The organism is Microcoleus sp. A6-C6, assembly GCF_036705955.1.
Taxonomy (GTDB): domain Bacteria; phylum Cyanobacteriota; class Cyanobacteriia; order Cyanobacteriales; family Microcoleaceae; genus Microcoleus.
Map to the genome: position 1 here is coordinate 1 of NZ_JAUBVR010000074.1, position 21,607 is coordinate 21,607.

The window sequence follows — 21,607 nt, forward strand, 5'->3', positions numbered from 1 at the left end:
GATGCTATATCTGCCCATTTTTGTGACTTATTTATGCCTTCTTTAATTCCCCAATCTTAGACCTGAATCCTTACGCGCTGTCTACTTTGTGTCGATCGACAATCTGGGACTCCCAAGCAGCTATTAAGCAAATACACTTACAATAGAGGGTGATATTTAAGCTCAACTAGCAATTTGAGTTCGATCGCTCAAATCACAGCCAGTCACCAGGGGAATTAAATTCTGAAATAGATCGAGGCTGTAGCAAACGTTATGAACTGAATTATTCTTATGGTTGGACTCCTAGCCGCGCTCTCTGCGTCTGCGGCGGGGGGTATGAGAATTGCCCTGCCCCTGCTGTTAATTGGTTTGTTGCGAATTGACAAACTTTGGTCGGAAATACCTTTATTGTCTGGGCTTCACCCCCAAGTGGTGATATCCATCTTGGTGAGTTGGTCGCTATTAGAGTTATTTGCTTCTAAAACTTTTGTGGGACAGCGGGTGCTGCAAGTTGTGCAAATTATTTTCAGTCCCATTGTAGGAGCAATTATGGGAGTTGCGATCGCTCAGGTAAGTGCGATCGAGGAAATTATTATTCACCCTTGGATGCTGTGGATTATTGGTATTGTCGGAGGTTTGTTGGCTTTAGTGCTGCAACTGGTACAAGCAGGATGGCTTTACCGACTACAAATTTTACCGATTTGGGTGATTTTTCTGCAAGATGTTCTGTGTATTTCCTTGGTTTTGTTTGCTTTTGATGCTCCGAGAGAGGGTGCATTAATTGCTATGCTGCTGCTGTGGCTGGCAATTCGCAGTTCTAAAGAGTGGTACCACTGGTACAGAAGTCAGGGAATACCGGGCGATGGGGGAAATCCCCGCCGCCGCAAGCGCGATCCAGATTAATTTAGTCTCTATACAAAAACCGCCCTCTTGCGGTTTTTAGACGCGCGGGGCGGGTTTTGTATGGAGATTGTTTGTCTGCTGTTGATGTCAAGAATCGCCTGTAACCTTTTGTATTTCTCGTTTGTTGCCTCTTGCCATATCCCCCTAAATTCCCCTTAAGAAGGGAGACTTTGAGAATGCTCCTGTCCCCACCGACCTAAGGGGGGCTAGGGGGGATCTAGACTTAGATACAAACCAGAGATATCAAGGATTTCAGACTCAAGTTAACACCACTGATTGCGGACTGAAACCGGCTCTAAAGATCGATCGCACAACCAATTATTATTTAAAGCAAGCCGATCGAGTGTAACGGGCCTTGACCCGAAATTAACTCGATTACTAATGCGATAAAACCAATCATTGCTACACGACCGTTCCAGACTTCCGCCCCCGTCGTCAAACCCCACTCCCACTGCTCTTGAGGGTACATTTTGACTGTCTTGGAAGGGCGTATCACATCAGAGAATTTAACGCTGGGAGATTCTATAGATTCGATGACTAAATCGGCCAAGGCCTCAATAAACACCGGATGAGTATTTAGGGCTGGGACTCGGTAGAAATTTTCAATCCCCGATTCTTCAGCCAATTCTCGATACTCCATGTCAATTTCTTGCAGAGTCTCGATGTGTTCGGAAACAAAACTAATCGGAACTACCAACAAATCTTGGACTCCACTTTCTGCCAATTCGGTAATGGCGTCTTCGGTGTAAGGCTTGAGCCATTCCACCGGGCCAACCCGACTTTGGTAAGCGAGAGTGTGTTCGTTAGGTCGATTCAAATGTTCCATAATCAGACGAGTGCAATCTTGAATCTCTCGCTGATAGGGGTCTCCAGCCTCTTCTACATAGCTGAGGGGGACGCCGTGGGCGCTGAAAAAGATGTGAACTCGATCGGGATTTGGATTGTGGTCTAGTTGTTGGGCGATCAATTCCGACATGGCCTGAATGTAGCCAGGCCGCTGATACCAAGAAGGAATAGCGGTATAGTCGATCTCCTTGAGGGCTGGATCTTTGCCCCACATTTCTTCTAGCTGCCGGAAACTAGAACCGCTGGTGCTGATCGAAAATTGAGGATACAGCGGTAAGATTGTCAAGTGTTCGATGCGATCGCGCTTAATTTTGGCGATCGCCTCTTCGGTAAAAGGATGCCAGTAGCGCATCCCCACGTATACTCTGGCATCCTGTCCCTTGGACTGCAAAAGTTCTTGCAGGGAAGCGGCTTGTTCTTCGGTAATTCTGCGCAAAGGAGACCCGCCCCCGATTTGGCGGTAATTTTCCTGGGATTTCCGAAACCGCAGGGTCGAAATCAACCACGCGAGGGGTTTTTGCATCCACGGAAACGGAATGCGAATGATTTCCGGGTCAGCAAACAAGTTGAACAGGAAAGGACGGACATCCTCGATTTGATCTGGCCCGCCCAAGTTTAATAGCAATACTCCCACACGACCCATAGCGGTTACAGTTCTCCCATTGTCTTAGTTCTGTTAATTATCTTTATCATATATTTTAATAATATCTTAAGTCGATAGCAAGGTATACATAATTTTGACTATGGCAACAATTTTTAGAGATTTAAGTTATCGGTATCAGTGGCTCTACGATGCGATCGCGCGTTTGGCTGCTTTAAGCGTAGGTGGCGAGGCTCGTTTTCGCCAGCTAGCCTTGGAAAATTTGAGCGTCAACGCGGAAACTAAAATTTTAGACCTTTGTTGCGGTAGCGGTCAAACTACGCAGTTTCTGGTGCAATATTCCCAGGATGTCACAGGACTTGACGCTTCGCCATTATCGCTACAACGGGCCAGGAAAAATGTGCCATCAGCCAATTATGTAGAAGCTTTTGCCGAGTCGATGCCTTTTGGCGACAATCATTTTGATTTGGTACACAGCAGCGTCGCCATGCACGAAATGCAGCCTGTACAGTTGAGGGAAATTTTTCAAGAAGCATACCGCGTACTCAAGCCCGGTGGTGTATTCACTTTGGTAGATTTTCATCGGCCCACAAATCTGCTATTTTGGCCAGGGTTAGCTGTGTTTTTGTGGTTGTTTGAGACTGAAACTGCTTGGGAGTTGACTGTTGACTGTTGATATTAGTGCGTGGGCAAGAAACCGGGTTTCTACGATTTTTGAGTAGAGTAACGAGAAATATGGCAAGAAACCCGGTTTCTGAGGCCGTGAGTGCATCCATTTACTTCTGAATTATTACTTCAGGGTTTACCTATGAGAGTAAAAAACTAAACCGCTGCATACTGCGCCCCTACTTCTCAACTAATGAAAACTGTCAACTGTCAACTGTCAACTGTCAACTGTCAACTGACTAAATAAACTTTTTCGCTTCAGCCAAAGCTGCCTCAAACTTAAGCAATACATCCTTTTCTGTATGAATAACTTTCTCCTGTTCCAGCAGCGGGCGGCCAAAGCGAAAAATGCCGTCTTGTTCTACGTGGTCTACATAAGGCAGTGTTTCAGGATGTGGCAAAAATTTTCGGCCTATCGTGTACGGCGTGTGGTAAGAAAAACTAAAATCGGGAAATTTGTCGCTCTTGATTTCGAGGTAGTAAAGCGAGTAATAATCTTTGGTTTCGGAGTACACGCATTCGCGGCATCTATTTACCTGTTTGCGGTTTTGATTGAAAAACTCCCACTTGTCCCAATAGTAGTCATCTTTCATCATATCCTGGTGGTCTTCGCACAGTTCCAGATATAATTTGTCAGCACCGGGGGGACGGTAAAAGTAAAGCATGGCGTAGGGCATTTCAATCAGTAACTTGACTGCTTGATTTTTGCGCTCGTACCATTCTTGCTGGTGAGTTTCGTCGTAGATTTCGTTAGATTTAATTGCTTTAAAGCTGTTTAGCTGATGTTCTTTTGCCCAACGCGACGCCCACACTGTCCAATAAGCTAACTGGAAAGTTGCTGAAATTTCCGCCGAACCTTGTTCTTTCCAGTCGGCAATAATTTTTTCCCACGCTGCACTAAAAGCTAATCGCGATTGTTCGTTTTGGGCGGAATTTTCTGTATTGATTGGATCGGCTTTTGGGAGATTATTTTGAATCAGCCCTTTGGGTTCTTTGCGCCAGTTACCTATGTCGGTTGGTGTGAGATTTAAGATGATTCTTCTGTCGTGAACGGGATATTCTAAATGAATTCCAGATTTGCGGAAAGATCGGTATTCTAAGATCGGGAGTTTGCCTTGTTCGATCCACTGCTGGCGTTCTGCTGCCGAACACTTGAGCATTGCTTCTAATTCTACCGGATCGACGGCTAATTCACTTTTGAATGTCTCCCAAAATCTTTCTTGTTCGGCTGCATTTGCTTCCAGCACTGATACAATTGTGCTGACGATGCGATCTGTTTGGTCTTGGCAATTGTCGGGAAGTCCTAAAAAGTCGAGGAGTTGGGCTTTGAGTATTCGTCTGGCAGAGATTAGCTCGGCTAACATGAGAAGCTCCAGTAGAGTCATGACTTGCGCCCTTGAATTGGCAAGATTTACGCAAGTCTTATCTATCTTAATGGATTCTCTTGAGTTGTCGGCAAGGGAAATGCCGATCGCCCGCCAGATACCCCATTTCTAAGCAAAAATACTCAAATCCAGGTTGCAAGGTCGATTCACGCGCGGGATAGCTAGGCTTCACGACGGGGTGGCGAAACCGGCTAAAATCGATAATTGCGATCGCGCACCCACAAACTCACAGGCACAGCATGGCCTGTTTTGTCAACCTTCACTTCTACGACAAAAGACTGCCGCTGGTTCCTTTGAGCTTCGCTAATCTCCTGATTGACTTTTTCCCTTTCGCTCTCTGGCATATAATAAGTTTCTAAGCCGTATTCCATCCGCCAACTGTTATATTTGCCCTTAATCGCGATTTGATTGGCGGGCAAATTGGCGGGATTTTCCAGACTGACGCGGACGGGTTTCCAAGCTTGGGGGCGACCGGGATTAGTCGCCGCTTTTGGCGATTCTAAGATTACATAAAAACTGATTTGTGGCTTGACATTGTGCGTTTTTTCTGCACAAACAACTCCGGGCGGACAATGTACTTTTTCCGCAGGTAAATCTTTCCAGCCGGGGAGTTTTTCGAGATTTGTGGGATCGGAAATATCATAGCTCAAAACTTGGTAATATCCGCGCAGCAAATCGTAAGGGTCTACCGGTACAGTTTGTAGGACAACAGTTTTGCCAGTAACAAAAGTGTAAACTGCGGTCGCCGGTACTGCGGCAATTAGTCCGATTTGCAGCAGCAAAGGAACCCACATTCGCCACGCAGGAAGGCGTTTTGCTTCCGGGGGAAGCTGAAACACATTTGTTGTATCTGGATTTTCAACTAATAAGTCAATGTTGTTTATGTTCATATTACTAATTGGGCATAGGGCATAGGGCATGGGGCATGGGTCATTTATTCCTTCAATCCGTTACATCCGTTAAATAATGCGTTGCCGAACTTCTCTTTCTATTCATCTTTGATTGTGGCAAAGTGTCGCTCGAACCACAAACCAGCGGCAATTACGCCAATTCCGCACAAAATAAACACAAAAGATTTGAGCAACAATTCTGTGTTATATTCAAACATTCGGCTGATAATTTGCAGGGTGATTAATACCATGCCTCCCCAAAAAGTCTGGCGGTTTCCTAAAGCTAAACCTTCTCGAATTAAGCCAACTGCGAGCAGAAATGATAAGACATTAAACAGAAAAGTTGCTAATTGAGGAATCGGAGTAAAACTGAGGTGAAAAAACGGTATGAAGGCGCTAGCGATGATTAAAATGCCGATCGCACCTGCCGTAAAATCCCCTCCTTTTTGTTTCGGACGGCGGAACTCAGAACGTCCCAAATGCAGCCACTCAAACACCGCTAAAGCACCCAAAACAGACGCATTTGCCAACAAAACCCAATCAGGCCCGGTTTGCCTAGGAGTCGGCGAATCTTGCCAAAACCAGTGGAAAGACAGAAAGTAAAACAGACCGGCGAAATACAGCAGTGCTAAACTGCGGGCGGTAGGTTGAAACAGTCTGCTGTGTACTTTCGGCCACATCGCATCGTCGTATCCCCACAGCAAAGCGGGCGGTAGGGCGCAAAAAATCGCTGCACCCCAGCCGCCATCTGCTCCTTGGACAATAGAAACTTGTAAACAGAAAATTATCGCGATCGCACCTATAGCAAAAATAACACGCGATCGACACCAATAGGCCAGTGGCACAAACATTATACTGGCTGCGATCGGCATTTGGCGCACCAAAACTTCCAACCAAGAAAACTCGATTTGAGAAGACCAATCTAACACAGCCAGCCAATAGCCAAAACCGATTAAAAGTGCGGACAAAACACCCAAGGAAGTCAACCGCAAACTGTAAGCCATTCCCAACACTCCGATTCCCCAGACTAGGTAAAGTCCGTAAGCAGAACCGCCGATGTGGAACATTTGCGCCATCAGCGCCATATTTGCTCCTAAAATCAGAGCACCTAACAGTAACAATCCTTCGCCGACAAGTTTATTTCGTCCTTTGGTTGGGGGTAAAACACTTTGATTTGAGCTTTGGCTTCGGGATGGGGGAATTCGCCACAGATAGAAACCCGCTGCATTGACTGCTACGAAAAGACTTAGCAGCAGTGCAACTCTCGCTTCCCGCGACCAAACTTGCCAGTTTGCGGCTACAAAGGTGATGACTCCTATACCGAGGAGAATGCCGCCGAGACTGATCAGAATGCTAAGAAATCGGTTGCGGGAAGCGGTTTCGAGTGTGTTGAATTGGTAGCGTTCGGAAAGTTGTTGGTAGAATGAAGTCTCGATGAGTCCTTCTGCTTGCCAGAGTTTCGCTTGATCTCGCAACTCGCGTCGAAATTTATCTGAAATCATTTTTAATATTCCAGAGGATTTGAACTGTGATAGTTTTTAATATGTCACTTGTGGGTCGATTGTCGATGGAGGCTGGGACACCTGCTGAAGTTGCACAGCAGATTTGATTGATATCTTTCGGCAGTTGAAACCGTTTCTATATAAACAAACTCCCAGCAGAAAGGAACGAATAAATTAAGGAATGTAACTTTATGGTACAAGCTCAATCTAAAAAATTAACTTTTGATGAGTACCTTAATTACTCAAATGAGACGGATCAACGCTATGAGTTAATTGATGGCGAGTTAATCGCTTTGCCGCCAGAATCTGAACCTAATAATTTCATTGCTAACTATCTATTTTTCTATCTGGCTAGCAGCGGGCTAGTGCCACTTAGACTGATTAAAACGCATAATTGCGAGGTTCAAGTTGCCGTTTTGCGTTGGCGAAGCCCTCGAAGAGGATCGGGAGATGCGGCCAACCGCTACCCCGATTTGATAATTCTGGAACCTGAACACATTCCGCTGACAGCAACTAGGCTAACTATCACTTTCGATATGTTGCCTCCTCGGTTTGTTGTGGAGGTAGTCAGTCGGGGTAGACTGGGCAGGGATCGGGATTACCAGCGCAAACGAGCTCAGTACGCAGCGCGGGGCATTGCAGAGTATTGGGTTATCGATCCAATAGAAGAAGTGGTGACGGTTTTGCGGCTTCAGGATGGGCAATATGTTGAGGTTGGGGTATTTCGGGATGGGGAGGCGATCGTATCTCCGATGTTTCCACAGCTAAATTTGACGGTTCAACAGATTTTGAGTGGAGAGGTTTAAGGGCGGATCGATAGCTAATTGGTTAGCATTCATCTAACCACCTACCGATTAGTGAAAATCTCCACCCTCAACCTGATTGAGGCCATGTTTCAATCCCTGATAGGGATTTAGGTTGATTGCAACCTGTAAGTTTCGCTAACAGTCACACCATTTTTAGATAGTGACGTGAGAATATCACCAACCTTACTTTGCTAAATAAATCTAGGCGGGGAAACTCACATTTCCCCGCCTAAAACCTGTAACCCTTACAGGTGCAAGGATTAAAAAAGATTAACAAAAAGTGAGTTTCTTTTAAAAAGTTCTTTTAAAGTAGAAAAATCTTGTAATATCGTATAAAGTTCATCGAGCTTTTGACCACATTCAATATCTTTTTTTGATTTGGAGTTCTTTTCACCAATGATAATCTTACACTGATCCAAAATAATTTTTTCAAAAACAACCCAAACCTTCTTAGTCATCATAAATCTTCCCGATTGTTTAGAGATGAACTGCACCTCTGAACTTAACAGTTCATCAATTTCTTGATTATACGCACTTATATCTATAGAAAAAACTTCAACTTCTTTAAAAAACAATTCTCGCAAATCTTGGTGGGTATTTTCTATATCATATTTTTCTAACAGGATTTTCACCTTTTCAAACACTTCTTTTGGTTCCAATTTTTGAGCTTCATCTTCATCTAAAAAATTTTGTTTGTAGAAGTTTAATTCTTGTGACATGATTATTTTCCTTGTTGTATTACCTGTTCAATATATTCAACTAGAGATGTCATATCTCCTACTTTTTTGAGGCTAGTTATAAGCTTCTGAACATGATCACAGTCAAAATATCTAATATCTACGCTAGGATACTCTTTCTGTAAGTCTTGTATGTGTTTAACCCCAGCATCATCGAGGTAATTAACAGGAAACACATATCGATAGCCACTCGGTAAATTTCCTTTATTCCAACGTGCTTTAAGTTTATTAATTGATAACCTTAGATATGAACTGTCTAAATATACTCCCATCCTTGCCGAAGGAGAAGTTTTGCACTCGTATATGTAATTACCACTCTCAAAAACCTTTGAATCCATTTTTGTTTATTTTCGCCTTTATAAAGTTGACTGAATTTCAAGTTTTGTATGATTAATTCTCGCAATACTTAAGTTCAAGATGCTTTTCTACGAAAGTGTGCTTTTACCTGATAAGAATTTCCCCCTTTATTACTACGAACATAACCACTGATAGGTATAATTTTGCCTTCCATTAAGCCTCTAAGGAGTGTGTCGGCTCTTTTACTTAAAGCAACAAAGTCGGCGGCAGGTTCATTATCTCTTAAGTCATCTATATAATCCTTACCAGGTATCATACCAAACTCGTTCATCAAATCCTTTAGTATGGACTTAAAAGTTTGGTCAATAACTTTTCCTTTTTGAAAGTGATGTAATTGACTGAAATCAGGTAAATATTCTAGTGCCTGACTTAGTGCATTTTTTACTGAACTAACCGAAAAAGATAGCATAGGTATTATTAGGTGAAAATACTGAGTCTCGTTTTAGCTTGTTTCATTTTCATGATTACCTAAAAAAAGTGTATTGTCTAGTAATTGACATCAACGCTTTACATAAAACAGACCAAACAACCATAAACCTTTACTATAAAAGGTTTTCAGTATTTCACCGCTGTGACCGCTCTCTGTGTACCACCCCTCCCACACCCTCCCAGTTTTAAAAAAAGTCTCAGGTTCTCAGTCGAGTGTGTGACGCAAAAAAGTTAGACCACCACCGCTAGACCGTGCCACCTTGCCAGCCTGTCACCGCTCCCATCGCTTCAGCCGTGCCTGTGGTGCGATTCTCACCCCTTCACCATGCCAGCCATCCAATCACCCCAAAACCCCACACACCGCCCTAAATGCTGCATTTTGAACCCGTGCCAGTGCCAGCCGTCCGATCGCCTCTCACCTGGTCACAGTCGATCGCCTCGGAGTCATCCGATCGCCCTGTTGAATCTGGCAATTTGAAGGGGTAACGACAGACTAAAAAAATTACCCCCTCAAAAAAACACCTACCCATAGGAGCAAATTTTATCCATCAACCCGATTCAAATTCCAGTCGTAAGGCAAAAAAACGATCGCCCATCCATCACCCACAGCCGCCTCCGGCCCCAAATAACCGCCCACATACTCAGCCACCGAACCCGCCGCCTTTACAAAATCCTCCCCGTACCACTTAAAAATCTTGCTCAAATAAAGCGTCTTTTTCTGGGCATCATATCGCACCTTATCAGGATTGTGAATAAAACGGCTGGCATCCGCTTCTAGTTGAGTCCGCACTGACTCCGGGAAATAAGCCCCCCGGCGCAGCAGCGGGCACCCGACAGAAGCGCAAACTAATGCAAAATGGATGCGCGGTTCCGCAAATTCCGGCCGCAAAATTGCGTGTTCGATTTGATTGAGACTGTACTTTTTGCCGCCAATAATCGAATTTGAACGAGTGAAAAAATCCAAAAAACTCAGCCAGTTGGGAATTCCCAAAACTTTGGGACGGATCGACGCGATCGGATATACTTCCAGAACTTGAGAAATTGCGATCGCATTGTACGCATTCAGCCACAACGCCAGCCGCGCATCCGCATCAGTACCATCCGCCAAATCCACATCAGCCAAACTTTCCAGCCACGCCCTCAAAACATCCGCCCCCTCAGCTTTCCAGCCCCGATAATTGACGCGGCCCAAATCGTCAACGTAGCGTTGCAGCAACTCGTCCCAAATCGTAAAGTCGATCGTACCGATCATTTATTACTATCCATAATATAAGACGGCCATTGCTTTAGCTTCTGCTTCTATTGAATACTACCGTCAACCCAAATAACACCTACAACGGTAGCATTTTTTAGATTAGCCCCGTCAAACGGGCTATGGATTAAATTAACTTGAGTCAAATTAGCGCCTTGTAAATTAGCTTGCCACAAAGCAGCCCCGCTCAAATTTGCCCCGGATAAATTAGCTTCCCTAAAATTTACTTCTCTCAAATCTGCCCCTGGCAAATCCGCATTTGCTAAACTCGCCTGCCGCAGGGAATGCCGATCAAATCGCAGCCCGGAAACTGGTTAGTTTACCCCAACTAATTGACTTGCTGCGGCTTAGGTGCAATCACCGATGTAGCCAACCCGAAAATCATTCCCCATGAAACTGCTCCCAAAGTTACAGATTTCCTGCTCTTTACCTTCTACAATCTTAAAAGATTCTTAATTTCAACTTCAACGGGGATCGGTTTCTTCCGGCACAACACCAATCCCACTTTGAGCTGCAATTTTTTTAATTCCCCTTACCTTCCTAACAAACTATGACGGATCGAACCGACTTTTTCGATAAACTGTTAGCGGCTGTTGAAAGCAATCAAAGTTTGCTGTATTTAGCCCTAGATCCCGACCCGGAAACCTTGCCCGCGCTGGTTTCGATGACTGGGGAGGAAACTCAAAGTTTTGTGACTGATTTGTTGAAAAGGCTCAAAAGTGCGATCGACCAAACAGCCGATTTAATCTGTGCCTGCAAAATCACCCTCGGTTTTTATCAATCTCTCGGCATTCCCGGCCTGGAATTGCTGGAACAAATTTTAACAATTATTCCCCCTCACCTGCCAGTAATTTTAGATGCCAAACACTGCGATTTAAACACCAGTACAGTATTTGCCAAAACCGTATTTGAAGATTGGCAAGTTGACGCTGTGACTTTAAGTCCCTATGCCGGATTCGACCAAGTAGCGCCATTTTTATTATATCCCGGCAAAACAGTTTTTGTCCTGTGCGCCACTGCCAATCCCTCCGCCGCCATTTTCCAAGAATACCCAACACCAGAAAACCCTTTCTACTTGCAATTAGTCCGCATTTCTCAAACTTGGGGAACTCCTGAAAAAGTTGGTTTAGAAGTAGGAGTAATGCCGGATATGTTGGCCCGCATCCGCAAAACTGCTCCAGAACGGTTAATTTTAGTCGAAGGAGACATCGCCGAAGAAAATGACTTGACAGAAGAAAACGAGATCGCGCAACTGCTGGCGGCCGGTTTAAGCAAGAATGGTGAAGGTTTATTGCTGCCAGTCCCCCCAAGGTTATTGGCTGGGAAAGATGCGCGCCAAAAAATTGAGAAATTACGGGATAATATCAATAAAGAGAGGCTGCGGGCGATCGAAGGTAGTCCCACTTGCGAATTGTGGCTACCGGATGTTTGCTTTTTGCAACCAGAACCCAACCGCGATTTAATCTTGCAACTTTATGACATCGGCTGCGTAGTTTTTGGCGACCACGTACAAGCATCTGGGGCTACATTTCCATATTACATTGACTTACGCAAAATCATCTCAATTCCGCAAATTTTCCATCAGATTGTCAGCGCTTATGCAGACATTCTCAAGGATTTAAAATTCGATCGCATTGCGGGAATTCCCTACGGTTCTTTACCCACAGCAACCGGTTTAGCATTGCGGATGGAACGCCCGATGATTTTCCCGCGCAAGGAAGTGAAAACTTACGGCGCGGGTAAGTTAATTGAGGGGCATTTTCAGGCTGGAGAAACTATTGTCGTAGTCGATGATATTTTGATTAGCGGTAAGAGTGTGATGGAAGGTGCAGGAAAGTTAAAATCTGCTGGGTTGAATGTGGAAGATATTGTGGTTTTGATTGACCATGAACAGGGTGTCAAAGATAAATTGCAAGCTAACGGTTATCGGGCACATTCTGTGCTGGCGCTTTCGGAAATAGCTCAAACTTTGTATCAAGCAAATCGCATTGATAGCGAGCAATTTAATATGTTGACAGCGGAAGGTTGAAGCCCAATTCCTGTAGGGGCGGGTTCACCGATATCTATGAAACCCACAAATAATCTCATAAACCCGCCCTCCTCCTTCGCTGATTTACATCAACATTTTATCCAATTAATTAATGGTACATTTTTATTTTTGGTGGGTGGGGGCGGGTTTACGAGATCATTTATCTTAGTCATAGATTGTTGGTGAACCCGCCCCTACAAAATCGGTACATTTGAATTGATTTTTGAGTGGTAGGGTTCACCGATATCTATGAAACCCACAAACAATCTCATAAACCCGCCCTTCTTCGCTGATTTACATCAACATTTTATCCAATTAATTAATGGTACATTTTTATTTTTGGTGGGTGGGGGCGGGTTCAATACTTCTCGGTTAAGGTCTAAGCGGTACTGAGAATAGAAAAATGAAGCTCCTGGCGCTGAGTACCAGTACCTCTATGAAAAGGTTTTTTGGACAAAAACTTGGAGCGAGGTTTTTTAACAACGCGGGGGTTATTTCGACCCTGACGTTTGGGGATTTTTTCATCCAAAATCTCGCGAATCAGCCCTTGAAAAAAAAAGGGGATAGTTGAGATTGTTCAATATTTTGAAAATTATGAATTGCCCGCCTCATCACATTCAGAGTACCAGTAAAGCCAATCCGTAATGGTGAAATTCCCGCTGTTTCTGCCGCTTGAAACATTAAACAACGGATGCACCAATGTCCGAGTAGCCAGCCATAAATTTCTTGAACAACTTCACGAGGCTTGAGAGAACGAATGGGAGTTTTGCGACCTAGAAGATGAGTTTTAAGTTCATCAATTGTACTTTCGATTTCCCATCGCTGATGATATTCTGCTGCTAATAATAAAGCTGGAAAAACCGTTACATCCATCAAACTGGTAATTAGGCGATAAGTTTTTGGCTCCGAATCCGAGTCAATTGTGTACTCAATGATTCTGACTTGAATCTTTACTGCACCTTGTTTGCGAGATTTACCATCGGGATTTATCCAACTTAAATAAGAGCCATCTTCTAACACTTGTTCGACCTCAAATTTGACGTTCGCAGGTAATCGACCTAAGTAGTGACAAGATTGTTTAAGTGTCGCATTGACCATTTTATAAGAGTGCAACCCTCTATCCCACATCAGCAGCATTCCTTCCGTAACTGACCGGAGGAGTTTTTGGACGCGCACCCGCTCCCCAATCCGATATGGACACATCAACGCATCAACAATTAGATGAGTTCCTGTTTCTACCAGCAGCACTAATCTTACTTTTGGAAAAGCAGCTTTAGTCCCAGGGCGTGTTCCTGGATACCCAAAAACTCTGGCATTAGCTGGACTATCTGGGACATCTATCACTGTTCCATCTACTGCCATGACTCGTAATCCACCCAAAAAAGCCCCATCTGTTTGTGGTGAAGCCATTGGATGAACTACTCGCTCAAATAACTGAGTCATTACTCTACATCCAACTCGCTGCCTAGCTTCACTTATTGAGGAACTACTTGGTACTTGCCAATACTCTCCTAACTGAATCCACTTCATGCTTAAACCATTAACGAGATTTTTGAGAACTGTTCTCATTGATACCGATGACCACAGACTCATGGCAATCACCAAACTGATCACCAACTCAGATGGTAGTTTTCTTTGGCGCTGTTGCTGGCTATGAGTCTGGCCAATTGCTTGTTTAATCGTTTCGGATGGTATCGCGGTTTCTAGTGCTTTAAATACAGACGCTGCTTCTATGACTGGAGTGATTAAGGTGAATTCTTTTAGTGCCATCAATTTTACCCTCGCTGATCCACGAATCAACACCAGTTTACTTGACTTTTGGCTTAACCGAGAAGTATTGGGGGCGGGTTTACGAGATCATTTATCTTAGTCATAGATTGTTGGTGAACCCGCCCCTACAAAATCGATAGATTTGAATTGATTTTCGAGTACATTTTTATTTTTGGTGGGTGGGGGCGGGTTTACGAGATCATTTATCTTAGTCATAGATGGTTGGTGAACCCGCCCCTACAAAATCGGTACATTTAAATTGATTTTTGGTGGGTGGGGGCGGGTTTGCGAGATTATTTGTCTTAGGTATAGATTGTTGGTGAACCCGCCCCTACGAGCCAATTCAATCAACTTTGCAAAACTTCAATTAAAGCATCGCCCATCGCTCGACAACCGACCAGTTTCATGCCTTCCGACATGATATCGCCAGTGCGATAACCTCGATCCAAAACTTCTACAACAGCTTGCTCAATTTTATCAGCAGCTTCCGGCTGATTTAAGCCATAACGCAACATCATTGCTGCGCTTAAAACTTGGGCGATGGGATTAGCTTTATCTTGTCCGGCGATGTCGGGTGCGGAACCGTGCACGGGTTCAAAAACACCAGGCCCGCTTGCACCTAAACTAGCAGAAGGCAGCATTCCAATACTACCAGTTAGCATCGCCGCCGCATCCGAAAGAATGTCGCCGAATAGATTGCCGGTGACAATTGTATCGAACTGTTTCGGCCAGCGAATTAACTGCATGGCTGCGTTGTCAACATAAAGGTGAGAAAGTTCCACATCAGGGTATTCTGAAGAAAGCGCAATAATGCGATCGCGCCACAGTTGCGAAACGTCCAAAACATTCGCCTTATCAACGGAACACAGCCTTTTCCCGCGCTTCCTAGCAGTCTCAAAAGCCACGCGCCCAATTCTGTCAATTTCAGAGTCGGTGTAAGCCATCGTGTTGACACCGCGTTTTTCGCCCGTTTCCGTCTCAAAAATGCCTTTAGGTTTGCCGAAATAAATGCCGCCGGTGAGTTCGCGGATCACCATAATATCCACGCCTTCGACAACTTCCCGTTTCAAACTAGAAGCATCAACCAATTGCGGTAAAATAGTCGCAGGACGCAAATTTGCAAACAATCCCAATCCGGCGCGCAGTCCTAATAATCCCGTTTCCGGGCGTTGTTCGCGGGGCAAATTGTCCCACTTGTAACCGCCAATGGCTGCTAATAATATGGCATCGCTGTTGCGGCACTTTTCTAAAGTTTCTTCCGGTAGCGGATTGCCTGTGGCATCAATCGCAGCGCCGCCCATTAAAGCTGTTTGAAATTCAAAGCCGATGTCCAATTGTGTGCCGACAAGTTTCAGGACATCTACCGCTACAGCGATAATTTCAGGGCCGATGCCGTCTCCTGGTAAAAGAGTGATGCGGTAGTTTTGAGTCATATCGATTTAGGAGTTTTGATTTGAGATTTGAGATTGAGAGTTAATGAGAATTCTTTGGCAATGCAAGACATTCTCACAAGGCTATAATCATATCAGGATAAGCAACCTCAGAATTGATTATGACATTCCCGACTTACCCGCCTGCTCAAACTGAACCGCCTCTAGACCCGCGGCAGAGTTTGCCAACAATGTATGATTTACCTAGCGAAGACCCAAAGGAGCCCGGTTTGCCTGATACATTTCATTTAGATCAGCCGCAACTCTTGGAATTTACGTTTTTGCCGCCTGGATGGGATGCGGAGCAAGTATTTACAGCCAGTGACCTAAATTTATATTACGATGCAACAGAGCCGCGCTGGCATAAACGCCCGGATTGGTTTGCTGCGGTGGGTGTGCCCAGGCTTTATCAAGGGCGCGATATGCGGTTGAGTTATGTAGTTTGGCAAGAACGGGTAAATCCGTTTGTGGTGGTGGAATTGCTATCGCCGGGAACTGAGGATGAAGATTTGGGGCGGACTGTTCAGCAAGCTGGGGAACCGCCGACTAAGTGGCAAGTTTATGAACAAATTTTGCGGATTCCTTACTATTTTGTGTTCAGTCGCTATACGGATGAATTGCGAGCTTTTCATCTTGTAGGTGGCCACTATGAACCGGCAGAATTAATGGATGGACGCTTATTTATTCCTGAGTTGCAGTTGAGTTTAGGTTGGTGGCAAGGTACTTATAAGAGTATGAATCGTTTGTGGTTGCGGTGGTTTACGGCGGAAGGAAGGTTGATTTTGAGTCCGGGTGAAAGGGCGACGGTGGCGGAACGGCAACTGATAGAATATCAACAGCAACTAATAGAATCTCAACAGCAAGTTCTAGCATCTCAACAGCGAGAGGAAAGACTGGCGGCGCGGTTGCGGGAATTAGGTATCGATCCTGAACAGTTGGTTTAATAAGCTCGATCGCACTTTGACCTCCAAAACCCGGTTTATTCCCATATTTCTCGTTAATAAACCCAAAACTCGTAGAAACCGGGTTTTTCGCCCCCATAGGTAATTCTTGCTTAATTTATTTTTTTGGGGCGGGCTAGAAGCCCACCCCACAAGAGTTTCAAGAAACAGGATTGTGAAAATTAAATGTAGTACAACTTAATAGATCGCACTCAGCCCCTTTTCAACTCATCGAATCTGCGTCACAAGATTGAAATAAGATAACAAAAGTTCGATCGCACGCACATACAAAAAAATCGGGAAGGAGTCGAGGAGTGACAGAGGGCGAAGGCACACCAACATCAGCACAGATTGACAATCGGGACTACTCATGGCCCTTTTGGCCGATCGTCCCAATCTATCCATACAGCAGGCGGCGCACCATCCGCAAGGAAATAGTCAAGGACACAATCTGGACTTTTGACCAACTACAAGGCATTTTCTACGTAATTGTGCCAATTCGGATGACAGTAATTAAACTAGAATCCCAAGGCCTTCTCGTCTACGCCCCCGTGGCACCGACTCCTGAGTGCATCCGCTTAGTAAACGAGTTAGTCGCAGAGCACGGCGAAGTTAAGTATATCTTGCTGACAACGGTTTCGGGCATCGAACACAAGGTATTTGTCGGCCCCTTTGCGAGGTGTTTTCCCCAAGCGCAGGTGTTTGTCACTCCCAAGCAGTGGAGTTTTCCGCTGAATTTGCCGCTGAGTTGGCTAGGTTTACCCGCCAAACGCACGTCTGTACTGCCCTCTGATAGCAGCAACACAGCTCTTGCAGATGAATTTGACTGGGCAATCCTGGGCCCGATCGACCTCGGTTTAGGTTTCTTTGCGGAAGTTGCGTTATTTCACAGGCGATCGCGCACGCTGATGTTAACAGATTCCGTGGTTTCCATTCCCGAAAATCCGCCCGCGATCGTCCAACTCGACTCTTATCCGCTGCTATTTCACGCCAAAGACAGCGCCTCGGACGTGGTGGCAGACACCCACGAAAATCGGTGCAAAGGGTGGCAGAGAATCGCCTTATTTGCCATGTATTTTCGCCCCAGCGTGCTGGAAGTGCCGCCGTGGTCGGGGGTGTTGGCCAGCGCACTCAAAGCGCCAGAACGCTCTCGGAAAGCTTATTTCGGGTTGTATCCGTTCAAGTGGAAAACTGATTGGGTGCGATCGTTCGAGGCTTTGCGCGGTGGAGGGCGGTTGTTGGTAGCGCCAGTGTTGCAGACTTTGATTCTCAACCGCGCGCCACGGGAAACTCTCGATTGGGTGGATCAAGTCGCGAGTTGGGACTTTGACAGGATTGTACCTTGTCACTTCGATAGTGCGATCGACTGCAAGCCGCGCGAATTTCGGCAAGCATTCTCGTTTCTGGAAAAACACTCGCCTGTTAATGCTTTACCGGAAGATGATTTTAAATTGCTGAGGGAGATTGATGCTGGTTTGAATAAAACTGGTTTGGTTCCGCCTGCAAAAGAGCAGGTTTAATCTGAAATCTTGGATAATTCGGAATAAACTGTTATAACGCAGGCTTTCTGGCCTGTGCCACTAAAAAATCAGGTATTGTGGAATCAACCGGACAGCCCGTTCCGGCTAGAAGCCCACCGCAAAAATTAAACCCTTAACCATGACTTGAGGTTTCTTCAATTATTTCGTCATCTATCGCGGCCAGAATTTACCAGAAAGAATTGGTTTAAAGCCGGAACCCTGATCGGGGAGAAATTAAAATCAGACGATTCATTACTCCAATCCTCTTCCTTCTAAGTAGAGGTCGCCCTCCAAGGTCAACTGTCAACTGTCAAACGATATCAAAGTGCGACATCGCAGCCGACTTACAAAAATGCCTCCAGCAGCTAGAAACTGCCGCTAAAATCGAATCTTTCCCCTAGCCGATCAAGATATTTGCGATAAGTTTCAAATTCCCCAAAAACTACGGGAGCGAAGCAAAAGTTGCGATCGCAGTTATGCCCGAATTAGAAATGATTATTGATCGGCAACCGGACGTTCCCGATTTTGGTACTACCGAGGCGCAAAGCGGTCATAAATATTTTCTTCATACAGGTAGTTACTATCACAATAAATCGAGCTGTTTGTGGCATTTGCTATTACCGCTTCTAACCTAAGAGAGAGCGAACTTTTCCCTCTACACTGCCATCATAGTTAGAAACCGCAATCTCAAACTACCCATGCCGCAATACTTCGGAAAACTCCAAACAACAGAACAGCCTTGGTCAACCATCGACTCCGTACAATCGATCGCTCGAACCGATCGTACAATTCACTTCAACTGCGGCGAAACTTCCCTAAATATCAGCATCCTCGCACCGAATTTAGTCAGAGTGCGAATGTCCCCGACAGGTGAATTCAAAAGCCGTAGCGTAGCGGGGCGTAAGCCATCGCACTCAATAACTCTCCCTGACGAAGAGTGGGAAATTGTACCATTTGAAGTGCGAAAAACAGAGGAAAAAATCGAAATAGAAACAGCATAAATATTAATTTATGTCAAGCGCGATCGTCGGTAAATTTTAGGATACAATTACACGCTTAAAAGATTGGCAAAAGCGTTTAGTTAGTGACTCACATATCATGCAGGAGAAACCGTTTTTCCCAATAGTCGCCTCACAGTTAACTGCGTTGGCTTGATGCTCGAATGCGGTGAATCGGCGGAGGTGATTGGCGAGGATTATGCATACTTATCTCAGGAAGATTTGGATATGCTCTCACATATATGTGAGAGCATATCCAAATGTTTGATGCCCCACAAAACATTAAGCTTTTGATTGATGAGGATCTTTCGCTTGCAGTAGCGTGCAATCTGTGCGAAAAGTTTGTGATTGATGCAGTTGCAGTTCGCGATCGCGGTTTGGTCGGTGGGGACGATCGCACTTCGGATGATGTACGAATTCTGCGTTAGCGTTGCGGTAGCCGTAGGTATTGCTGTTTTTCAGTTATATTGTCACTTTGTGTTACACTATTGCAATCATTATGTCAACCATAGACAAAAGCTAAGTATGTCTGGCGATACTGTTGTTACTGATTTGCTTGCTACTCTTATTGAGCGATTGCAAGGGAGTGAAGCCCTAGAATTAGAGGTCAAATTAGCCCAAGGTGGCATACCTAAATGTCTCTGGGATACAGTTAGTGCATTCGCCAATACCAATGGTGGGTGGATTTTATTGGGCGTTAAAGAAGATGAAAACAAAAGGCTTGAGGTTAAAGGATTATCTAATCCCTCTAAAATGCTGGATGATTTCTACAATCAGTTGCGTAATACTCAAAAAATTAATTACCCAATTTGTAGTGCAAAGGATGCACTTATTGAAACTGTAGATTGTAAAGAAATACTCGTTATCCGCGTACCAGAAGCGCCACGTCAACAGCGCCCTATATACATCAATGGCAACCCATACAATGGCACCTATGTAAGACGTCACACTGGCGATCATCGCTGCACCAAACCAGAAGTAGACCGGATGATGCGTGAAGCCTCGGATGTCGGCGCTGACTCCGCTATCTTACCCGGATTTACCTTGGATGATATAGACCAAGATGCGTTAGCACGATATCGGCGATTAGATCAAACCCGTCATTTTAGCGAGCCGCGCAATACTTATGATGATCTCCGCTTTCTGACAGCAATAGGTGGTTATCGTCGTGAGAGAGGAACTGAAAAGGAGGGTTTGACTGTCGCAGGATTGCTCTTACTGGGAACTGATCGGGCTATTCGGGAGTGGCGATCGCGCCACATTATCGATTATAGAATGATATTGACTAAAGATGATCCCAATGAGCGTTGGGATGATCGCGTTCTGTGGGAAGGACATTTGTTTGGTGCTTTTGAAAATATCTATTCTCGCCTAACAACAGGTCTAGCTACTCCCTTTCAATTGCAGGGAGCAACACGAATTGAAGAAAGCCCTGTTCATGTTGTGCTACGTGAAGCACTCGTGAATCTTCTTGTCCATGCTGATTATGCAGTAGCAGATGCATCACTTATTTTCCGCACACCTAGCAGTTTTCTCTTTCGGAACCCTGGAAGTTCTCGTATTTCTGAATTTGATCTTCTTCATGGCGATCGTTCTGATCCACGTAATCCAGAATTAGTTCGTATGTTTCGTCTGATCGGATTAGCAGAAGAGGCGGGAACTGGCATCCCTAAAATTATCCGAGCCTGGCGTGAATTAGGATTAGAAATGCCCAAGATTGATGCGGGAACAGAGCGATACGAATTCACATTAGAGCTTCGTCAGGCGCACTTGCTTTCTACTGACGATCGTAGCTGGTTAAAGAGCTTGAATTCCCACTGGAATGAAGCAGAACAATTAGCGTTAGTTCATGCTAAACACGAAGGCTATATTGATAATGCCTCATTAACTCGATTAACTGGTCAGCACTCAGCAGACATATCTAAGGTACTAGTCGGTCTTCGTAATAAACAGTTCTTACAAATGATTAGCGGAGGGCGTTATGCTTGTTACGAGTTAGGTCTACGGGCGATATCTGGAACTCGTATGCCTACAAATACTGCTACGTCTCCCAGCAAGCAAGAAACCATTTCTGAAAATCTTTGGAATGAACTGATGCAGATAGGTACAGATATCCGAGCTCATTCTAGAATCAATCGCGTAACACTAGAAAAGGTCATAGTACAACTGTGTGCATTAGCTCCTCTTGGTGTCAAGGACCTTGAAACTCTTCTGCAACGTAAAAAGCACTATCTTCTCAGAATAATTCCCAGCTTGATTGTCTCAAATCGTATTAACTACAAATATCCTCATCAACCTAATCATCCACGCCAGAAGTATGTTGCAACCGAGATAGTGGGAGAAGAAGTTATCCCCCAGCAAATCGCTCTGGATTTAAAGTATAATTAAACAGCAATTTCAGCTTATTTACTAGCATAAATCATCTGCAATACTTTCTAACAACGCAATGCTGCGGACGCTTGAAAGTAACTGGTGGGGTTGCAAAGGTTACTCGCCGCCACTTACCTTTGCCCTTACACGGCTCGCACTTTCCTCGAAAAGTCCGCCTTGTTTCTTCCTTTTGCCA

The 21,607-nt window shown here is 44.8% G+C and carries 19 protein-coding genes and 2 pseudogenes; 10 read left to right on the top strand and 11 right to left on the bottom strand.

Annotation, left to right across the window (positions count from 1 at the left end; translation table 11 throughout):
- The first annotated feature begins 270 nt into the window (after positions 1 to 270).
- A complete protein-coding gene (locus QUB52_RS23280) occupies positions 271 to 882 on the top strand; it encodes a DUF4126 domain-containing protein (RefSeq protein ID WP_332975446.1) in 612 nt (203 codons plus the stop codon).
- A gap of 325 nt (positions 883 to 1,207) precedes the next feature.
- Here the strand turns inward: QUB52_RS23280 and hemH are convergent, their stop codons facing one another.
- On the bottom strand, positions 1,208 to 2,371 hold the full coding sequence (gene hemH / locus QUB52_RS23285; RefSeq protein ID WP_332975445.1) for a ferrochelatase: 1,164 nt from the start codon (positions 2,369 to 2,371) through the stop codon (positions 1,208 to 1,210).
- Between the two features lie 100 nt (positions 2,372 to 2,471).
- On the opposite strand from hemH, the pseudogene QUB52_RS23290 reads away from it, so the two are divergent.
- Positions 2,472 to 2,990 (top strand): annotated as a pseudogene (locus tag QUB52_RS23290) (class I SAM-dependent methyltransferase); the annotation flags it as partial.
- 244 nt (positions 2,991 to 3,234) lie between these two features.
- Here QUB52_RS23290 and QUB52_RS23295 read toward each other — a convergent pair.
- The 3 genes from QUB52_RS23295 to QUB52_RS23305 form a co-directional block, all read right to left on the bottom strand.
- On the bottom strand, positions 3,235 to 4,359 hold the full coding sequence (locus tag QUB52_RS23295) for a hypothetical protein (RefSeq protein WP_332975444.1): 1,125 nt from the start codon (positions 4,357 to 4,359) through the stop codon (positions 3,235 to 3,237).
- A gap of 212 nt (positions 4,360 to 4,571) precedes the next feature.
- Entirely contained in the window at positions 4,572 to 5,270 is a 699-nt protein-coding gene (locus QUB52_RS23300; protein ID WP_332975443.1) for a GDYXXLXY domain-containing protein, read from the bottom strand.
- A 98-nt stretch (positions 5,271 to 5,368) separates the two neighbouring features.
- Positions 5,369 to 6,772, bottom strand: coding sequence for a DUF2157 domain-containing protein (locus tag QUB52_RS23305; RefSeq protein WP_332975442.1), 1,404 nt, complete (start codon positions 6,770 to 6,772; stop codon positions 5,369 to 5,371).
- Between the two features lie 191 nt (positions 6,773 to 6,963).
- On the opposite strand from QUB52_RS23305, the gene QUB52_RS23310 reads away from it, so the two are divergent.
- Positions 6,964 to 7,578, top strand: a complete 615-nt coding sequence (locus tag QUB52_RS23310) for a Uma2 family endonuclease (RefSeq protein WP_332975441.1) — start codon at positions 6,964 to 6,966, stop codon at positions 7,576 to 7,578.
- A 260-nt stretch (positions 7,579 to 7,838) separates the two neighbouring features.
- Here QUB52_RS23310 and QUB52_RS23315 read toward each other — a convergent pair whose 3' ends face one another.
- From QUB52_RS23315 to QUB52_RS23335, 5 genes are all read right to left on the bottom strand, one after another.
- The gene (locus QUB52_RS23315) at positions 7,839 to 8,297 is read right to left on the bottom strand and encodes a hypothetical protein (RefSeq protein WP_332975440.1); all 459 of its coding nucleotides are present in this window, start codon (positions 8,295 to 8,297) and stop codon (positions 7,839 to 7,841) included.
- Positions 8,298 to 8,299: 2 nt separating this feature from the next.
- The gene (locus QUB52_RS23320; RefSeq protein WP_332975439.1) at positions 8,300 to 8,653 is read right to left on the bottom strand and encodes a hypothetical protein; all 354 of its coding nucleotides are present in this window, start codon (positions 8,651 to 8,653) and stop codon (positions 8,300 to 8,302) included.
- A 74-nt stretch (positions 8,654 to 8,727) separates the two neighbouring features.
- Positions 8,728 to 9,081 carry a hypothetical protein gene (locus QUB52_RS23325; protein WP_332975438.1) on the bottom strand — a complete coding sequence of 118 codons (354 nt, stop codon included), beginning with the start codon at positions 9,079 to 9,081 and terminating at the stop codon, positions 8,728 to 8,730.
- Positions 9,082 to 9,642: 561 nt separating this feature from the next.
- Positions 9,643 to 10,353: a DUF547 domain-containing protein gene (locus QUB52_RS23330; RefSeq protein ID WP_332975437.1), complete on the bottom strand. Its 711-nt coding sequence runs from the start codon at positions 10,351 to 10,353 to the stop codon at positions 9,643 to 9,645.
- A gap of 47 nt (positions 10,354 to 10,400) precedes the next feature.
- On the bottom strand, positions 10,401 to 10,655 hold the full coding sequence (locus tag QUB52_RS23335; RefSeq protein WP_332976282.1) for a pentapeptide repeat-containing protein: 255 nt from the start codon (positions 10,653 to 10,655) through the stop codon (positions 10,401 to 10,403).
- A 248-nt stretch (positions 10,656 to 10,903) separates the two neighbouring features.
- Between QUB52_RS23335 and QUB52_RS23340 the strand changes: the two genes are divergently transcribed.
- A complete protein-coding gene (locus QUB52_RS23340) occupies positions 10,904 to 12,382 on the top strand; it encodes a bifunctional orotidine-5'-phosphate decarboxylase/orotate phosphoribosyltransferase (RefSeq protein WP_332975436.1) in 1,479 nt (492 codons plus the stop codon).
- A 540-nt stretch (positions 12,383 to 12,922) separates the two neighbouring features.
- Here the strand turns inward: QUB52_RS23340 and QUB52_RS23345 are convergent.
- Both QUB52_RS23345 and leuB read right to left on the bottom strand, forming a co-directional pair.
- On the bottom strand, positions 12,923 to 14,152 hold the full coding sequence (locus QUB52_RS23345; RefSeq protein ID WP_332976278.1) for an IS4 family transposase: 1,230 nt from the start codon (positions 14,150 to 14,152) through the stop codon (positions 12,923 to 12,925).
- Positions 14,153 to 14,499: 347 nt separating this feature from the next.
- Positions 14,500 to 15,585, bottom strand: a complete 1,086-nt coding sequence (leuB, locus tag QUB52_RS23350; RefSeq protein WP_332975297.1) for a 3-isopropylmalate dehydrogenase — start codon at positions 15,583 to 15,585, stop codon at positions 14,500 to 14,502.
- 119 nt (positions 15,586 to 15,704) lie between these two features.
- Here leuB and QUB52_RS23355 point away from each other — a divergent pair, with 119 nt between their 5' ends.
- From QUB52_RS23355 to QUB52_RS23375, 6 genes and pseudogenes are all read left to right on the top strand, one after another.
- Complete coding sequence (locus QUB52_RS23355) at positions 15,705 to 16,526, top strand: Uma2 family endonuclease (RefSeq protein WP_332975296.1); 822 nt, start codon at positions 15,705 to 15,707, stop codon at positions 16,524 to 16,526.
- Between the two features lie 311 nt (positions 16,527 to 16,837).
- Positions 16,838 to 18,043 (top strand): DUF4336 domain-containing protein, encoded by a 1,206-nt coding sequence (locus QUB52_RS23360; protein WP_332975295.1) that lies wholly within the window; start codon positions 16,838 to 16,840, stop codon positions 18,041 to 18,043.
- A 698-nt stretch (positions 18,044 to 18,741) separates the two neighbouring features.
- A complete protein-coding gene (locus QUB52_RS23365) occupies positions 18,742 to 19,044 on the top strand; it encodes a DUF4968 domain-containing protein (protein ID WP_332976280.1) in 303 nt (100 codons plus the stop codon).
- Positions 19,045 to 19,155: 111 nt separating this feature from the next.
- Positions 19,156 to 19,335: pseudogene (locus QUB52_RS29325) on the top strand (hypothetical protein); the annotation flags it as partial.
- Positions 19,302 to 19,469: a hypothetical protein gene (locus QUB52_RS23370; RefSeq protein ID WP_332975293.1), complete on the top strand. Its 168-nt coding sequence runs from the start codon at positions 19,302 to 19,304 to the stop codon at positions 19,467 to 19,469. The pseudogene QUB52_RS29325 and the gene QUB52_RS23370, both read left to right, overlap by 34 nt.
- 97 nt (positions 19,470 to 19,566) lie before the next feature.
- Positions 19,567 to 21,429: an RNA-binding domain-containing protein gene (locus QUB52_RS23375; RefSeq protein WP_332975292.1), complete on the top strand. Its 1,863-nt coding sequence runs from the start codon at positions 19,567 to 19,569 to the stop codon at positions 21,427 to 21,429.
- The last annotated feature ends 178 nt before the right edge of the window (positions 21,430 to 21,607 follow it).

Bases quoted from the DNA above. Each gene is read 5' to 3' on its own strand.
- QUB52_RS23295 (WP_332975444.1), bottom strand. From the start codon at position 4,359: ATGTTAGCCGAGCTAATCTCTGCCAGACGAATACTCAAAGCCCAACTC.
- QUB52_RS23300 (WP_332975443.1), bottom strand. From the start codon at position 5,270: ATGAACATAAACAACATTGACTTATTAGTTGAAAATCCAGATACAACA.
- QUB52_RS23280 (WP_332975446.1), top strand. From the start codon at position 271: ATGGTTGGACTCCTAGCCGCGCTCTCTGCGTCTGCGGCGGGGGGTATG.
- QUB52_RS23345 (WP_332976278.1), bottom strand. From the start codon at position 14,152: ATGGCACTAAAAGAATTCACCTTAATCACTCCAGTCATAGAAGCAGCG.
- QUB52_RS23320 (WP_332975439.1), bottom strand. From the start codon at position 8,653: ATGGATTCAAAGGTTTTTGAGAGTGGTAATTACATATACGAGTGCAAA.
- QUB52_RS23355 (WP_332975296.1), top strand. From the start codon at position 15,705: ATGACATTCCCGACTTACCCGCCTGCTCAAACTGAACCGCCTCTAGAC.
- QUB52_RS23305 (WP_332975442.1), bottom strand. From the start codon at position 6,772: ATGATTTCAGATAAATTTCGACGCGAGTTGCGAGATCAAGCGAAACTC.
- QUB52_RS23375 (WP_332975292.1), top strand. From the start codon at position 19,567: ATGTCTGGCGATACTGTTGTTACTGATTTGCTTGCTACTCTTATTGAG.
- hemH (WP_332975445.1), bottom strand. From the start codon at position 2,371: ATGGGTCGTGTGGGAGTATTGCTATTAAACTTGGGCGGGCCAGATCAA.
- QUB52_RS23330 (WP_332975437.1), bottom strand. From the start codon at position 10,353: ATGATCGGTACGATCGACTTTACGATTTGGGACGAGTTGCTGCAACGC.
- QUB52_RS23325 (WP_332975438.1), bottom strand. From the start codon at position 9,081: ATGCTATCTTTTTCGGTTAGTTCAGTAAAAAATGCACTAAGTCAGGCA.
- leuB (WP_332975297.1), bottom strand. From the start codon at position 15,585: ATGACTCAAAACTACCGCATCACTCTTTTACCAGGAGACGGCATCGGC.
- QUB52_RS23365 (WP_332976280.1), top strand. From the start codon at position 18,742: ATGCCGCAATACTTCGGAAAACTCCAAACAACAGAACAGCCTTGGTCA.
- QUB52_RS23370 (WP_332975293.1), top strand. From the start codon at position 19,302: ATGTTTGATGCCCCACAAAACATTAAGCTTTTGATTGATGAGGATCTT.
- QUB52_RS23315 (WP_332975440.1), bottom strand. From the start codon at position 8,297: ATGTCACAAGAATTAAACTTCTACAAACAAAATTTTTTAGATGAAGAT.
- QUB52_RS23340 (WP_332975436.1), top strand. From the start codon at position 10,904: ATGACGGATCGAACCGACTTTTTCGATAAACTGTTAGCGGCTGTTGAA.
- QUB52_RS23310 (WP_332975441.1), top strand. From the start codon at position 6,964: ATGGTACAAGCTCAATCTAAAAAATTAACTTTTGATGAGTACCTTAAT.